This window comes from Frigoribacterium sp. NBH87 (assembly GCF_014217665.1).
Lineage (GTDB): Bacteria > Actinomycetota > Actinomycetes > Actinomycetales > Microbacteriaceae > Frigoribacterium > Frigoribacterium endophyticum.
The window spans coordinates 2,368,823-2,383,953 of sequence record NZ_CP043650.1; the positions used below are offsets into that span (position 1 = coordinate 2,368,823).

General features: G+C 75.4%; 15 protein-coding genes. 9 read left to right on the top strand and 6 right to left on the bottom strand.

Annotation, left to right across the window (positions count from 1 at the left end; translation table 11 throughout):
• Positions 1–3 precede the first annotated feature (3 nt).
• Entirely contained in the window at positions 4–1,467 is a 1,464-nt protein-coding gene (locus F1C15_RS11025) for an APC family permease (RefSeq protein WP_056051947.1), read from the top strand.
• Entirely contained in the window at positions 1,464–2,450 is a 987-nt protein-coding gene (locus tag F1C15_RS11030; protein WP_185231152.1) for an acetamidase/formamidase family protein, read from the top strand. Before F1C15_RS11025 ends, F1C15_RS11030 begins: the two co-directional genes overlap by 4 nt.
• Before the next feature lie 22 nt (positions 2,451–2,472).
• Here the strand turns inward: F1C15_RS11030 and F1C15_RS11035 are convergent, their stop codons facing one another.
• Positions 2,473–3,171 (bottom strand): hypothetical protein, encoded by a 699-nt coding sequence (locus F1C15_RS11035; protein ID WP_185231154.1) that lies wholly within the window; start codon positions 3,169–3,171, stop codon positions 2,473–2,475.
• Between the two features lie 232 nt (positions 3,172–3,403).
• Between F1C15_RS11035 and F1C15_RS11040 the strand changes: the two genes are divergently transcribed.
• Positions 3,404–4,105: a hypothetical protein gene (locus F1C15_RS11040; RefSeq protein ID WP_185231156.1), complete on the top strand. Its 702-nt coding sequence runs from the start codon at positions 3,404–3,406 to the stop codon at positions 4,103–4,105.
• Positions 4,106–4,139: 34 nt separating this feature from the next.
• On the opposite strand, the gene F1C15_RS11045 is transcribed toward F1C15_RS11040, so the two are convergent.
• Entirely contained in the window at positions 4,140–5,195 is a 1,056-nt protein-coding gene (locus F1C15_RS11045; protein WP_185231158.1) for a GTP-binding protein, read from the bottom strand.
• Between the two features lie 47 nt (positions 5,196–5,242).
• On the opposite strand from F1C15_RS11045, the gene ykgO reads away from it, so the two are divergent.
• The 3 genes from ykgO to F1C15_RS11060 all read left to right on the top strand — a co-directional run bounded on the left by ykgO (position 5,243) and on the right by F1C15_RS11060 (position 6,064).
• On the top strand, positions 5,243–5,365 hold the full coding sequence (gene ykgO / locus F1C15_RS11050) for a type B 50S ribosomal protein L36 (RefSeq protein ID WP_056051966.1): 123 nt from the start codon (positions 5,243–5,245) through the stop codon (positions 5,363–5,365).
• A gap of 154 nt (positions 5,366–5,519) precedes the next feature.
• The gene (locus F1C15_RS11055; protein WP_056051970.1) at positions 5,520–5,675 is read left to right on the top strand and encodes a hypothetical protein; all 156 of its coding nucleotides are present in this window, start codon (positions 5,520–5,522) and stop codon (positions 5,673–5,675) included.
• A gap of 95 nt (positions 5,676–5,770) precedes the next feature.
• Entirely contained in the window at positions 5,771–6,064 is a 294-nt protein-coding gene (locus F1C15_RS11060) for a helix-turn-helix transcriptional regulator (protein WP_056051972.1), read from the top strand.
• A gap of 39 nt (positions 6,065–6,103) precedes the next feature.
• On the opposite strand, the gene F1C15_RS11065 is transcribed toward F1C15_RS11060, so the two are convergent.
• Positions 6,104–7,267, bottom strand: coding sequence for a M20/M25/M40 family metallo-hydrolase (locus F1C15_RS11065; protein WP_219731544.1), 1,164 nt, complete (start codon positions 7,265–7,267; stop codon positions 6,104–6,106).
• A 208-nt stretch (positions 7,268–7,475) separates the two neighbouring features.
• Here F1C15_RS11065 and F1C15_RS11070 point away from each other — a divergent pair, with 208 nt between their 5' ends.
• Complete coding sequence (locus F1C15_RS11070) at positions 7,476–8,654, top strand: exonuclease SbcCD subunit D (RefSeq protein ID WP_185231160.1); 1,179 nt, start codon at positions 7,476–7,478, stop codon at positions 8,652–8,654.
• Positions 8,651–11,902 (top strand): AAA family ATPase, encoded by a 3,252-nt coding sequence (locus F1C15_RS11075; protein WP_185231162.1) that lies wholly within the window; start codon positions 8,651–8,653, stop codon positions 11,900–11,902. The genes F1C15_RS11070 and F1C15_RS11075 overlap by 4 nt, the downstream gene beginning before the upstream one ends.
• A gap of 232 nt (positions 11,903–12,134) precedes the next feature.
• Here the strand turns inward: F1C15_RS11075 and F1C15_RS11080 are convergent, their stop codons facing one another.
• From F1C15_RS11080 to F1C15_RS11090, 3 genes are all read right to left on the bottom strand, one after another.
• On the bottom strand, positions 12,135–12,395 hold the full coding sequence (locus F1C15_RS11080; protein ID WP_056051981.1) for a DUF6458 family protein: 261 nt from the start codon (positions 12,393–12,395) through the stop codon (positions 12,135–12,137).
• 415 nt (positions 12,396–12,810) lie between these two features.
• Complete coding sequence (aroD, locus tag F1C15_RS11085) at positions 12,811–13,602, bottom strand: type I 3-dehydroquinate dehydratase (RefSeq protein WP_185231164.1); 792 nt, start codon at positions 13,600–13,602, stop codon at positions 12,811–12,813.
• A gap of 1 nt (position 13,603) precedes the next feature.
• Positions 13,604–14,533: a shikimate dehydrogenase gene (locus tag F1C15_RS11090; protein ID WP_255465191.1), complete on the bottom strand. Its 930-nt coding sequence runs from the start codon at positions 14,531–14,533 to the stop codon at positions 13,604–13,606.
• A gap of 144 nt (positions 14,534–14,677) precedes the next feature.
• Here F1C15_RS11090 and F1C15_RS11095 point away from each other — a divergent pair, with 144 nt between their 5' ends.
• Positions 14,678–15,121, top strand: coding sequence for a GNAT family acetyltransferase (locus tag F1C15_RS11095; RefSeq protein ID WP_185231168.1), 444 nt, complete (start codon positions 14,678–14,680; stop codon positions 15,119–15,121).
• Positions 15,122–15,131 lie beyond the last annotated feature (10 nt).

The following is a 15,131-nucleotide window of genomic DNA, read 5'->3' on the forward strand; positions in this document are numbered from 1 at the left end:
ACCATGTCCGAGCGCACCGAGTCCCCCGAGCTGAGCGCGCAGGCGCAGCTCGAGCAGTACGGCTACAAGCAGGAGCTGAAGCGGTCGGTCTCGACCGGCGACCTGCTCGTCTACGGCCTGATCTTCATGGTGCCGATCGCGCCCTGGGCGATCTTCGGCACCGTCTACAACGCGTCGTCGGGCCTCGTGCCCCTGGTCTACCTCGTGGGCCTCGTCGCGATGATCTTCACCGCCCTCGCCTACGCGCAGATGGCCAAGTCGATCCCCCTCGCGGGGTCGGTGTTCTCGTACGTGGGCCGCGGCATCCACCCCACGGTCGGCTTCTTCGCCGGCTGGGCGATCCTGCTCGACTACCTGCTCGTGCCGACGCTGCTCTACGTGTTCGCCGCCGAGTCGATGGTCGGCATCTTCCCCGGCACCGCCCGCTGGATGTGGGCGCTGATCTTCGTCGCGATCAACACGGCCGTGAACCTGCTCGGCATCACCTCGCTCAAGCTGATGAACCGCGTCTTCCTCGCCATCGAGGTCGTCTTCATCGTCATCTTCGTGATCATCGCCGTCACCGCCCTCAACGGCGGCACCATCCCCGGCGCCGAGTTCAGCGTCAGCCAGGTGTGGGACCCGTCGAAGGTCACCGGCCCGCTGATCGCGTCGGCGCTCTCGATCGCCGTGCTGTCGTTCCTCGGCTTCGACGGCATCTCGACCCTCGCCGAGGAGTCGACCGGCAAGCGCGGAGGCGCGGGTCGAGCCATGATCATCGCCCTCGTCATCGTCGCCTTCCTGTTCGTGCTGCAGACCTGGCTGGCGAGCGCGCTCGCCGCGGGCCGCGACTCCTTCCCCGAGGGGGAGGCCGGCAACGCCTTCTTCGACCTCGTCGCCCAGGCGTCGTCGAGCGGCTGGATGACCGCCTTCTTCGTCGTGAACGTGCTCGCCGTCGGCATCGCGAACGCGATGGCGGCGCAGGCCGCGACCTCGCGCCTGCTGTTCTCGATGAGCCGTGACCGGCAGCTGCCCGCGGTGCTCTCGCGCCTCAACTCGCGCCAGGTGCCGCAGGCCGCCATCCTCGTCGTCTCGGTGCTCTCGGCGATCCTCGTGCTGTTCTTCGTCGGCCAGATCGACGTCATCTCGTCGCTGGTCAACTTCGGCGCCCTCTTCGGCTTCATGCTGCTGCACCTCTCGGTGATCTGGCACTACGTCGTGAAGGGGAAGTCGCGCAACTACCTGCTGCACCTCGTCGTGCCCGTGGTCGGCTTCCTGATCATCGGCTACGTGCTCGTCAACGCGGCCCCCGCGGCGAAGATCGGCGGCCTCGTCTGGCTCGTGGTCGGGGCGGGCGTCTTCCTCTTCTACAAGATCCGGGGAGGCGCGGCGCCGACCCTGGGGCAGGTCGACGAGGGCGACGGGTCGGGAGCGGCCGCCACGGCGACCCCGGCGGCGGACACCCTCGAGAAGGAGGCCGGGCGGTGAGCGACGCGCACCGCGACTCCTCGGGGCCCGGGCCGGCGTCGGCCTCGTCCGGCGCCTCGGGCGTCGACCACTTCCTCGGCAACGAGCTCGGCCGGCCCGGCTTCAGCGCCGCCGTCGAGCCCGTGCTGCGCATCACCCCGGGCACGGGCGAGACGATCGGCTTCGAGACCAGCGACGCCGTCTACGCCGAGCTGCACGACCACCACGACCTGGCGCAGCTGTCGGTGCCGATCAACCCCGTCACCGGCCCGGTCTTCGTCGAGGGCGCGATGCCCGACGACGCGCTCGCCGTGACGGTGCACGACATCCGGCTCGTCGACCACGGCTGGTCGGTCAGCCTGCCCGGCTCGGGCGCCCTGCAGCACATGATGGGCGACGAGATGTTCACCCGTCGCGTGCCGATCGACGCGGAGGGCGTGCACGTCACCGACCGCCACGTCTTCGCGCCGCGGCCGATGATCGGCTGCATGGGCACCGCTCCCGCCGAGGGCGAGAACTCGACGATCATGCCCGCCTACCCCCAGGGCGGCAACATGGACGTGACCGAGAACACCGTCGGCTCGACCGTCTACCTGCCCGTCATGGTCGAGGGCGCGTACCTCTCGATCGGCGACGTGCACGCGATCATGGCCGAGGGCGAGTCGTCCTTCGTCGCCATCGAGGCGCAGGGCACGGCCGTCGTGTCGATCGACCTCGTGAAGGGCGCCCGGCTGCGGGCGCCGCGCATCGAGACCGCCGACGACTGGATCTTCGTCGGCCTCGGCGACCCCGTGCAGGAGAGCGTCCGGCGCGGCTACGAGGACGCCTTCTCCTTCCTGGTCGACGACCACGGCTGGTCTCGCGGCGACGCCTACGCGGTGCTCAGCGCCGTCGGGCACTCCCGGCTCGGCGGGCCGACCGGCTCGGTCGCGCCCGACCCGCTGCACCCGTTCGCGGCCGTCGGCGCGGTGACGCTGCACCGCGTGCCGAAGTCGGTCCTGTGAGAGAGGCCGGGCCCGGCCGCCCTCAGCTCGAGAGGTGCGTCAGGATCGACCCGAGCAGGTCGTCGGTCGGGTAGTTCGACTGCCCGACGGCGATGAAGAGGTCGCCTCGCACGAAGTAGGTGTCGGTGCTGTCGGTGCCGTACATCGCGTCGACGGCGGTCTGCTGGCAGAGCCGACCGTCGTGGGCCTCGGAGCAGCTGGCCCCGCGCGCCTCCGCCTGCTGCAGCAGGGCGGCGCTGGTGGCCTCGTCGAGTCGCCCCAGCTGCACCGACAGCCCGGTGACGTCCGCGGCCGGGTCGCGCCAGAGGCAGTCGAGCTCCGCCGCCGTGTCGGCGATGACGAAGGGGGCGTCGCCGGCCGCGGGGACGCCGGGCGTGCGGGCGCCGCGGGCGCTGCCGTCGCGCCGCGGGTACGCCTCCGGGTTCAGCGGCGTGGAGCCCATGGTCGCCTGGTACGTCGCCGTGTCGACGATCTGCGTGCAGTCGGTCGGGATGGTGACGACCGGCGACGCGTCGGGCGCCGCGGTCGCCGTGGGGGCCGGGGTCGTGTCGGGCTCGGCGGTCGGCGTCGCGGCCGGCGTCGGAGCGGCGTCGCCGGTGGCCGTGGCCGTCGGGGTCGGCGACGCCGTGGCGTCGCCCCCGGGCGTCCCCGAGCAGCCGACCAGGGCGAGCACGACGAGGGCGGTGGCCGTGACGGTGGTGAGCGGGCGGACGTTCGACATGGCGGTTCTCCTCGACGGGCAGGTGCCGTGCGCACCCCTGGCGCTCGCGGCGGGCCCTCGGTCGGGCCCCGTGCTCACGCTAGTGAGCGGGGGAGGAGTCGCCCGTCAACCTCGGGGATGATCCCCGCCCGTGCCGGTCACGATCTGGTCACGTCGACCCGGTGTCGGACGGCGGCCCGCTACGGTCTCCCCGTCGGCCTGCAGCGGCCCGACGCCGGCCCTGAGGAGGACCATGCTCTCGCTCCGCTCCGCACCCGTCGGTGCGACCCGTCGGCGACCGTCGTCCCGTGCCCTCGGCGGACTCGTGCTCGTCGTCGGCATCGCCCTCTCGGCGGCCGGTTGCGCCTCTGACGACGACGGCGCCGCCTCCGCCTCCCACCGTCAGGTGTCGGTGGCGGGCCACGGCTCCGGCGAGGCCGAGGCGACCCAGGCGGCCACGGTGGGCCCGACGCCCAGCTCGGAGGGCGCAGGGGCGGCGGTCGCCGCTCCGGCCTCCCTCCCGACGTCGTGCGACGACGTGCTGCCCCCCGCCGAGGCCGTGGCCGCGGTGGGCGACCGTCCGGTCGTCGAGCTCGAGCCCCGCGCGGAGGCGGACGCCGTCATGAAGAGCGAGCGGCCCGTGCTGGCCGCCGAGGCCCTCGCGTGCCTCTGGTCGTCACCCGGCTCCGACCTCGGCACGAGCGTCGAGTACAGCGTCGTGGCCCCGGAGGTCTCCGACCAGTACCTGTACGACCTCAGCCTCGAGGGCTTCGCCTGCACCGAGTCGCTCGGCGGGCAGCGCTGCGCGTACTCGCACCCCGGCACGGCGGGGTCGTCGGCGGACGCCGGGCTGCTGACGATCTTCGAGCGCGACGGCGTCGTGATCACGCTGACGGAGTTCGGCGACGTGTCGGGCTCGCTGCTCCAGGCCGTCGTGCACCGCTTCTGGCCCTGAGCCCGTGGCGGCTCGGCCCCTCGGGCGAGTCAGCTCAGTGGGCGTGACCGTGCCCCGGCCGCCCCGTCGCGTCGTCCCAGGTCGGGAAGGGGTCGACCAGGTCGCGCCACGAGGCCGGGTCGGCGAGCAGCTCGGCGTCCGTGAGGAGGCACTCGTCGAGCGCGCGACGGACGAGTCCGGCGTCGAGGTCGAGCCCGAAGAACGTGATCTGCTGGCCGTGCGGCGACTCCGGGTGCCACGACGGCCGTGACGTCGGGTCGAGGCTGAGCATCTGGCCGACGCTCGACCAGGAGCCGACCCGGTCGGCCCGGGTCGCGAACTGGGTGAAGCCCCGTGACCGGAGCACGGTGCCGGCCGGCCCGGGGGTGAACGTCTGCTCCAGGGCGACGGCCAGGCGCTCGGGGTGGAAGGGCCGCTCGTCGCGGTAGACCACCGTCGACACGGGGTCGCCCTCGACGACGTCGGGGGCGTCGTCGGAGAGGGCCCGCATCCAGCCCGCGGAGCCGGAGAGGGCCGAGGCGCGGCCCGGCGTGGGCAGGCAGCCCGCCGTCAGCGACGTGATCGGCAGCACCGTCGCGGTCGGGGCCAGCACCCCGAGCAGGGCCGCGAGGAGGCGGTGCTCGCGCTCCGTCACCGCGCCCACGTCGGTGAGCACGACGAGGGTCGCGTGCTCCACGAGCTCCACGACGTGCTCGGCCGCCGCGAAGCGGTCGTCCGTGCCGCGCAGCACGAGGTCGGCGAGGTCGTCGGCGCTGACCACGCACGCCACGTGCTGCAGCAGCGACGCCCCGTCGGGGCGGCCGAGGTCGTGGTCGAGCAGCGAGCCGAGCAGCAGCGCCGTCGAGCGGGTCGGGGTGCCGGGGCGCAGCTGGACGGCGACGTCCACGGGCTCGCCGCTCCGGGCGAGGTCGAGCACGGCACGGTGGACCTCGTCGACGGCGTCGTGCACGTCGGGCCCCGGGGCCAGCCGGTGGCTGTCGGGGCGGGCGAGCGTGTCGGCGACGTGCTGCAGGGCCGCCTCCTCCTGCCCGGCCACGAGGGTGACCCCCCGGTGTCGTGGGAGGCGCGGGCTCGGCAGGTCGTGTCTCATGCGGCTACCCTAGATGAAAATCGTTCTCAACAACACGGAGGTCACCCATGAAGGTCCGCAACTCGCTCAAGGCGCTGAAGCTCGTCCCCGGCTCGCAGGTGGTGCGCCGGCGCGGTCGCGTCTACGTCATCAACAAGGCGAACCCGCGCTGGAACACGCGCCAGGGCTGAGGCCGACGCCGGTCGTCGTCGGTCATGGTCGCGGTGTCTCGCGCTCCTGTCGGTGCTGGTTCTCATCATCGATTGGATGAACGCATTGCAATCCGTGCATGCGTCATGATGGACTGCTCCTGCCCGCACGACCCGCCCCTCCGGAAGGACCGCCATGACCGACACCGAGACCCACGCCGAGCACACCGTCACCGAGCACCAGCACGGCACCGACTGCGGCCACGAGACCGTGACGCACGACGACCACGTCGACTACGTGCACGGCGAGCACAAGCACGCTCAGCACGGCGACCACTACGACGAGCACTGATCGTCGCGACCGAGGGCCCCGCTCGTCAGCGGGGCCCTCGGTGCGCCCGGCACCGCGGCCGCGCGCGTCGCATGCGCCGCGGCTAATGTGTCTCCATGTCCACCGAGGGCCTCGAGGCCGCCGCCGAGCTGTTCAAGGCGCTGTCGTCGTCGTCCCGCCTGCGCCTGCTCCGCCTCCTCGGCGAGGGCGAGGCGGGGGTCTCCGCCCTGGTCGAGGCGTCCGGGCTGTCACAGCCCCTCGTCTCGCAGCACCTGCGCACCCTGCGAGCTGCGGGCCTCGTCCAGGTCGACCGCGTCGGGCGCGAGGCGATCTACTCGGTCGCCGACCTGCACGTCTCGCACATCGTCGACGACGCCGTGGCGCACGCGGGCGAACAGCCCGGCGCCTGACGCGCGCCCTCTGACGCCCGGTGCGGGCGCCCGGCCGCGCTACGCCAGCTCGGCGAGCAGCGCCACGACGAACTCGCTGCGCTCGACCATGCCGTCGAGGCTGATCCACTCGTGGCGCGCGTGGGCGCCGCCGCCCACGCCGCCGACCCCGTCGAGCACGGCGGCGCCGAGCGCGGCCGCGAAGTTGCCGTCGCTCGCCCCGCCGACCGACACCTCCCGCAGCTCGAAGCCCAGCTGCCCGGCGACCGCGGCGGCCCGCTCGTAGAGCGCGCCCGTCGCCGCCGACCGCTCCATCACGGGGCGGTTCCAGCCGCCGGTGACCTCGACGCGGGCGAGCGGGTCGTGCGGGGCCAGCGACGCGAACAGCCGCTCGACGCGGGCGGCCTCGTCGGCCCGGGTGACCCGCACGTCGACCATGGCGCGGGCGTGCCCGGCCCGGACGTTCGTCCGCGTGCCGCCCTGCACGATGCCGACGTTCAGCGACGTGCCGGCCTCGACGTCGGCCTCGCCGTGCAGCTGCAGCACGAGACGGGCCATCTCGTCGATGGCGCTCGCCCCGCCGCGCGGGTGGAGCCCGGCGTGCACCTCGACGCCGAACGTCTCGACCTCGTAGATGCCGACGCCCTTGCGGGCGGTCTTGACCGCGCCCTCGGCGGCGGACTCGAAGACGAGCACCGCGCCTCCCCGGCTCACCTCGGCCTCGATCACGGGGCGCGACGCGATGCTGCCGACCTCCTCGTCGCCGGTCAGCACGATGCGCACGCCGGGCCGGGGCAGGCCCAGCGCGTCGGAGACGGCCAGGGAGTGCCCGAGCTGCACGAGCCCGGACTTCATGTCGAAGACGCCGGGGCCGGTCATGCGGTCGCCGTCGATCTGCACGGGCCACTCGGCGAGCGTGCCCTCGGCCCAGACCGTGTCGTAGTGGCAGAGCGCCGTGACCCACTCGGTCGAGCCGGTCGGCGACGGGTGCTCGAGCGTGACGGCGTCGCCGTAGCCCTCGACGACGCTCACCCGGCGGGCGGCGGCGGGGCCGGCCGTCCGCTCGAGCCACGCCTCGATCCAGGCGAGCCCGGCGGCGAGCAGGTCGACGTCGTCGGAGGGGGTCTCGAGCGACGCGTAGGCCACGAGGTCGGCGATCATCGCCTCGCGGCGGGCGGCGACCGCCTCGCGCAGGGCGGTCGTGTCGGTCTCGGTGAGGGTCACAGGGGTCTCCGGGGGCGTCTCGGTCGGTGCGGGCGGCGCGGGCTCCGACCATGTTCCTCCCTCCCGGGGCCGACGGGCGACGAGGAGGCGCGGTGCAGGCCCCGCAGGCAGGGCCACGCCGCACCTCGGGTGTCGGTCGGCGTCGATACAGTGACGACCGTCCGGCAGCACCGCCGGCGCCACGACCACCGCGAGCGAGAGGGGCCCCGTGCGCATCCTGCACACGAGCGACTGGCACCTGGGGCGGACCCTGCACGGCGTCGACCTCCTCGAGCACCAGGCCGCCTTCGTCGACCACCTGGTCGACCTCGTGGCCGAGCGCGCGGTCGACGTGGTCGTGGTGGCGGGCGACGTGTACGACCGGGCCGTGCCCTCGGTGCCCAGCGTGCGCCTCCTCGGCTCGGCCCTGCGGCGGCTGAGCGAGCTCGCCGTCGTCGTCGTGACGCCGGGCAACCACGACTCCGCCGCGCGGCTGGGCTTCGCCGCCGAGCTGATGCGGCCGGGCCTGCACGTGCTGGCCGCGGTCGACCGGCTCGACGAGCCGGTCGTCGTCGACGACGCGCACGGGCCCGTGGCCTTCTACGGGCTGCCCTACCTCGACCCCGACACCGTGCGGCACGCGCTCGCGCCCGACGGCGCCGACGGGCCCCTCGCCCGGTCGCACGAGGCCGTCGTCGGCGCGGCGCTCGACCGGGTCAGGGCCGACCTGGCGACGCGGCCCGGCACCCGCTCGGTCGTCGTCGCGCACGCCTTCGTCGCGGGCGGCGCCGTCGTCGAGCGGAGCGAGAGCGAGCGCGACATCCGCGTCGGCGGGGTCGACGTGGTGCCCTCGGCGGTCTTCGACGGCGTCGACTACGTCGCCCTCGGCCACCTGCACGGCGCCCAGCGCGTGGGCGCCGCCGCCGGGTCACACCCGGTGCTGCGCTACTCGGGCTCGCCCCTGGCCTTCTCGTTCGGCGAGGTCGGGCACGTGAAGTCGACGGCCGTCGTCGACCTCGCCGCCGACGGCACGGTGGAGGTCGAGCTCGTCGCCGCACCCGTGCCGCGCCGTCTGGCCGAGGTGACCGACACCCTCGAGCATCTGCTCGACGGCCGGCACGACGACCTCGTGGACGCCTGGCTGCGGGTCAGCGTGACCGACCCCGTGCACCCCGACCACCTGTGGGCGCGCGTCCGGGAGAGGTTCCCGCACGCGCTCGCCGTGCTGCACACGCCCGTCGGCGCCGTCGACTCTCCCCGGCTGCGCGTGGTGACGGCCGAGACCGACCCCGTCGAGGTCGCGGCCGACTTCGTCGCCTTCGCCTCGGGGGCCCCGGCCAGCGACGCCGAGCTCGCCGTCGTGCGCGCGGCGTACGAGGCCGCGAGGGCGAGCGAGGGCAGCGAGTGATCCTGCACCGGCTGACCCTGCGTGCCCTCGGCCCCTACGCCGGCGAGCACTCCATCGACTTCGCGGCGCTGGGCGCCTCGGGCACCTTCCTGCTCGAGGGGCCGACCGGGGCCGGCAAGTCGACCGTCATCGACGCGATCGTCTTCGCCCTCTACGGGCAGCTCGCCGGCGAGGGCGCCAGCCGCGACCGCCTCCGCAGCCACCACGCCGCGGCGCACGTCGAGCCGTTCGCCGAGCTCGTGTTCGAGACGGCGGCCGGGGTGCACCGCATCCGCCGGAGCCCGGCGTGGCAGCGGCCGAAGAGCCGGGGCACGGGCACGACGCCGGCGAACGCGACGGCCACGCTCGTCCGCCTGACCTCGCCCGACGCGGTCGACGGCGAGGTGGTGTCAACCAGCACACAGGAGGTCGGGCACGAGATCGGCCGGGTGCTCGGCCTGACCCGTCAGCAGTTCGTGCAGACGGTCGTGCTGCCCCAGGGCGAGTTCGCGGCGTTCCTCCGCTCGTCGGGGGAAGACCGCCGGCGCATGCTGCAGTCCCTCTTCGGCACCGAGATCTACGAGCTGACGACGGCCCGCCTGGCCGAGGGGCGGCGCGCGGCCCACGCGGCCGTCGCCGAGGCCGACCGGGGCGTCGAGCTCGCGGTCGCCCGGCTGCGCGAGGCGGTCGGGGCCGACGACGACCCGGTCGTCGGAGCGGCGCTGGAGGCGGCCCTCGCCGGGCAGGCCGCCCCGGTCGGGGCGGGTGCCGGGGGCGACTCGGGCGACTCGGGGGCTCAGCCCGCCGAGGGCGCCGAGGGTCTCCCGGCCACCGTCGACGGCGTCCTCGCAGCGCTCGTCCGCGACTCCGACGCGGCCGCCGAGCGGCGGGGCGCGGCTCGACGGGTGCACGACGACGCGCGGCGTCGCCTCGACGAGCAGCGCCGTCTGCGGGCGTCCCTCGACCTCCGCGCCGACCTGCAGGCCCGGAGCGCCCGCCTGACGGAGGCGGCGGTCGCGGTCGACGAGGCCCGGTCGCGCCTCGAGGCCGCTGGCCGGGCCGACACGGTGACCGGAGCGGCCCGGGGCCTCCGGGCGGCGCAGGCCGTGCTCGCGGAGGCGGGCACGACGCTGGTCGACGCGCGGGAGGCGGCGACGGACGCCGACCCCGAGCTGGAGTCCGTGCCCGGGCTGGTGCTCGTCACCGGGGCGTGGTCGTCGGCCGAGCGCGCGGACAGCACCGACGGCACCGCTGGCTTCGACAGCTTCGACAGCCACGGGGGAGAGGCCCCCACGCTGCCCGAGGTGGCCGCCGCCGTCGCGGCCCACCGCGACGACCTGCGCTCCGACCTCGCCGTGCTCGGCCGGGTCGCCGCCGTCGAGCGGGGGCTGCCCGGCCGTCGTGCCGAGCTGCTCGACGCGGGCCGAGCGCTCGAGCAGGTCGACGTCGACCTCGCGGCCCTCGACGCCGAGCTCGTCGAGGGCCCCGTCGAGAGGACCGCGCTGGTCACCGCTCGTGATGCCGCCCGGCGGTCGGCGGACGACGAGCCCGCCGTCGCCCGCCGGGTCGCCGACGCCCGTGCGCAGCTCGCCGCCGTGCTCGCGACGGACGCCCTGCGGGAGGAGGCGACACGGCTCGACGAGCTCCTCGCCGACCGGTCGACGGAGGCGCTGGTCGAGCTCGACCTCGAGGCCGGGCTCCGTCGTCGGCAGATCACCGGCACGGCCGGCCAGCTCGCGCTCTCGCTCGAGGCCGGAAAGCCGTGCCCGGTCTGCGGGTCGATTGAGCACCCGGCCCCGGCCGCCCCGACCGACGACCACCCGACCGACGACGACGTGGAGGCCGCCGCCCTCTCCGCCCGCGCCGCGGGGCAGCGGCAGCGCGACGCGGCCGCGGCCGCGGCCGCGGCCCGTGCCCGTCTCGACGTCGCCGTGGCGGGGCTCGGCGACCTCGACGAGGCCGGGGCCCGGGAGGCCGTCACCGAGGCGGAGCAGGCGCTCGACCGCGCCCGTGCCGCCGTGGCCTCCGCCCGGGCCGCGGAGCGGGCGCTGGACGACCACGACCGCGAGGCGGACGCGCTGCGCACCCGGGCCGAGACGACCCGCACGCTCCGAGCCACCCGCGCCGAGCGGCTCGAGGGCGATCGACGCCGACTCGCCGACGACGAGGCGCTCGTCGCCGAGGCCGTGGCCGGGGCCGAGGGGAGCGCCGACGGGCGTGCCGACGGTGACGCCGAGCGCGCGCCCGGCACCGTCGCCGACCGCGTCGGCCTCCTCACCCGTCGCGCCGACCTCGCCGATCGTCTCGTCTCTGCCCTCCGCGCGGCCGAGGTCGCCCGGGTCGCGCACGACCAGCGCCGCGTCGAGCTCGCCGACGCGCTGGCCGCCTCGGGCTTCGCGACGGCCGACGCCGCCGCCGCGGCGGTCCTGCCCGGCCCGGAGCGCGACTCCCTCGGTCGTCGGGTCGCGGGGCACGACACCGAGCTGGCCGTCGTCGGCGCGGGCCTGGCCGACCCGGCGATCGCCGCCCTCACCGGTGAGGAGGAGGTCGGCGTCCCGGCCGCGGAGGGGGCTCTCGGCGTCGCCGAGGTGGACCTCGCGGCGACCACCGACGCGGCCGGGCGGTCCGCCGACCGGGCCCGACGCGCGACCGAGGCACTCGCCGCGCTCCGACGTGCCGAGGCCGCGGGCGAGTCCGTCGCCGAAGAGGCGCGGGCCGTCGTGCGGATGGCCGACCTCACGGGCGCCACCGGCACCGTCAACGTCCGCGGGGTGACGCTCGGCACCTACGTGCTCCTCCGTCGGTTCGACGACGTCGTCGCGGCCGCGAACGCCCGGCTGCGGGTGATGTCGAGCGGTCGATACGTGCTCGAGGCCTCCGAGGAGCGCGAGCAGGGCTCCCGCTCCCGGCGCACGGGCCTCGCGCTCGCGATCCGCGACGCGTCGACCGACACGACCCGCGACCCCGCGAGCTTCTCGGGCGGCGAGACCTTCTACGCCTCGCTGAGCCTCGCGCTCGGGCTCGCTGACGTGGTCCAGGCGGAGGCGGGCGGCCTCGAGCTCGGCACGCTCTTCGTCGACGAGGGGTTCGGCTCGCTCGACCCCGAGACGCTCGACGCCGTGATGACCGAGCTCGGCCGCCTCTCCGACTCCGGCCGGGTGATCGGCATCGTGAGCCACGTCGACGAGCTCAAGCAGCGCATCGCCGACCGCATCGAGGTGCGACGCCTGCCCGACGGCTCGTCGACGCTGCGCTCCACGGTCGGCTGACCGGCGCTACCCGCCCCGCGCCTCCCGCCTGTCTCCTCCCGCCTGTCTCCGCCCGGCGCACGACCTCGCCCGGCGAGTGGTCGCGAACTGCTGCTCCCGGCCGCCGCGGAGCGCAGTTCGTGACCACTCGGCGCCCGCCCGCGCCTCCCCCCACGAGCGACGGGCCGCGACCCCGCCACGACCACGAGGGTCGGGAGGGGACGCGGCCCGTCGAGGGGTCGTGCCGGGTCGATCAGACGATCGGGCCGCCGTCGTCGCGCGTCGAGCGACGCGTGACCTGCTCGCCGCTGACCGGGTCGACCGCGCTGCGCGAGGTCGAGGTCACCTGACGACGACGCGTCGCGAAGACGAGCCCGAGGATCGTGACGATGATGCCCGCCGCGATGAGGATGTAGCCGATCAGCTGGATGTCGATGCCCGCGACCTGGAAGTCGAGAGCGAACGCGAGGATCGCGCCGATCACGATCAAGGCGATTCCGCCGCCGATGCTCATGGGTTCTCCTTCGTGAGCCGGAGCCTCTGCTCCGGGTGCCTGAAGGGTACTGACCCCGCGCCTCCTCCGTCACGATCTCGTCGAGCGCTCCTCACCCCTCCGGGGCCTGTGGGCAGCCCTCGGGCGGGCCGAGCCCCGGCTGAGCGTCACCCGGGTGGACGGGGGACGACGGGCCGAGACAGGTCGGGCGGCGAGGTAACCTCGGGTCACTCCGGCGGATCCTCGGCCTCGAGACTCCTGTTGAGCGACGCCCGTCGCTCGTTTCCCGGTGGTGGAGCCGAGGTCGGGTCCGCCGGAGGCCCCGCCGCACCCGACGCGTCGGCAGACGACGCGGTCGACCCTCGATCTGGGGGAGGCGCGGGCCAGGCCGGTCCGATCACCTCGGCTGACAGCGCCCCCGGTCGCCCCGCCCCGGTCAGGCCCCGTGCAGCAGGTCGAGCGCGGCGCCGAGGGCCCGGGCGTCGAGCTGCCCCGGCGCACTCGTCGCCCCGACCGCGCCGAACGTCAGGCACGAGCCGACCGTCTCGCCGGCGAGACGCGAGACGGCGCCGAGCGGCCCCATCGACATCGTCACCGCGGGCACCAGGCCGGGCCCCGACCGGAAGTCGTCGGTGGCCGCCAGGAGGGTCAGCACGTCGGCGGGCGACGTCGGCATCGCGGCGAGCTTGACCACGTCGGCGCCGTTCTCCTGCTGCTCGACGAGGCGCGAGACGATCTCGGCACGCAGCGGCGTCGCCGTGAAGTCGTGCGACGACATGACGACCCGGAGCCCCGCGCCGTGCGCGGCGTCGACGAGGTGCTCGCGCACGTCGGGCTGTGTGTACATCTCGACGTCGACCGCGTCGGGGCGCTCGGCCGGGTCGAGGGCGACGACCGCGTCGAGCAGCGCACCGTAGGCGTCGGGCGTGATGTCGCGCTCGCCGCCCTCCTGCTTCGTGCGGAAGGTCGCGAGCAGCGGGACGTCGTCGCGCAGCGACCGCCGCACCGCGGCCACGGCCTCCCGCACGCGGTCGTGGTCGGCGACGGCGGTGAGGTAGTCGAGGCGGAGCTCGACGACGTCGACCACGCCCCGGGGCAGGGCCGCGAGCTCGACGGCGGTGGCCTCCAGCGCGGCGGCCGTGCGCCCGACCAGCGGCACGCAGACGGCGGGGCGTCCGTCGCCCAGGGTCACCGAGCGCAGGGCGACGGGCTGCGGGGTGGGACGCACGTCAGACCACCGCCCGGTCGCCGCGGCCGCCGCGGTCGTGGTGGCCGCTGAGGTCGTGGTGGTCGGCGGCGCCCGACGGCTCCGCCTCGAGCCCGGCGGCCGCGCGGACGGCCGCCCGCACGGCGCCCTCGTCGGGGAGGGCCTCGTCGGCCGCGCCCCCCGTGAACAACCGCACCTGCCCGATCGCCTGCTCGACGAGCATGTCGAGCCCGCTGAGCACGACGCCGCCCTGCGCCGCCCACGCGCTCGCGGCGCGCGTCGGCCACGGGTCGTAGGCGACGTCGAACAGCACCGACGTCGAGCTCCGCGGCCGCAGCGGCAGGTCGTCGGCCGCGCCGGCGGGCAGGGTGCTGACGACGAAGTCGAGGGGGCCGATGGAGGGCAGCTCGCTGAGCGGGGCCACGACGACGTCGCCGCCGAGCTCCGCGGCGAGGGCGGTCAGCTCGCCGGCGCGGCCGGGGCTGCGCAGGTGGACGGAGAACGACCGGGCTCCCAGCTGCCAGGCCGCGTGCATCGCGGAGGCGGCCGTCGCGCCGCCGCCGAGGATGACGGCCGACTCGGGCCGCACGTCGTGCCGACGCTGGACGGCCCGGACGATGCCGTCGACGTCGGTGTTGTGCCCGTGCCGGCGGCCGTCGTCGTCGATGACGACGGTGTTGGCGACGCCGAGCAGGGCCGCGAGCGGCGAGACGGTGTCGAGCAGCGGCAGCACCTCGCGCTTGAGCGGCATCGTGAGGCTGAGCCCCCGCCAGCTCGCGTCGAGGCCGTCGACGAAGCCCTGCAGCTCGCCCGAGGCGACCTCGGCGCGGCCGTACTCGAGGTCGAGCCCGAGCACCTCGTACGCCGCGGCGTGCAGGCTCGGCGACAGCGAGTGGGCGATCGGCGAGCCGAGCACGGCCAGGCGGCGGCGGGGATCGTCGGCTCGGGTCACACGGGCTCCTCGGGGTCGGCGGGGCAGACGGCCCATCCTACGACCGGGCCTGCTGGCGGGCCTCGACCCGCGACTCCTGCCTGCTCCGCCGAGGCCCCGGGCCGCCGCGCCGCCGGGCCGGTCGTGGTCTGGCAGGCTCGACCGATGGAGATCCGCGCCTTCGCCCCCGCTGACACCGAGACCGTCGTCGCCCTGTGGGAGGAGTGCGGCCTCACCCGCCCGTGGAACGACCCGCGCCGCGACATCGAGCGCAAGCTGCAGGTGCAGCCCGAGCTCTTCCTCGTCGGCACCGAGCGGGTCGAGGCGGCCGACGGAGGAGTGCAGGAGGCGGTGGTCGCCACCGCCATGGCCGGTCACGAGGGCCACCGCGGCTGGCTCTACTACGTCGCCGTCGCCCCGGCCCTCCGCGGCGGCGGCCGGGCCCGCGCGCTCGTGGCCGAGGCCGAGCGGCTGCTCACCGAGGCGGGCTGCCCCAAGCTGCAGCTGATGGTGCGGTCGGGCAACGACGACGCGCTCGCCGCGTGGAGCGCGCTCGGCTACGAGCGGCAGGACGTCGTCGTGCTCGGCAAGCGGCTCATCGAGGACTGAGCGGGCGGGC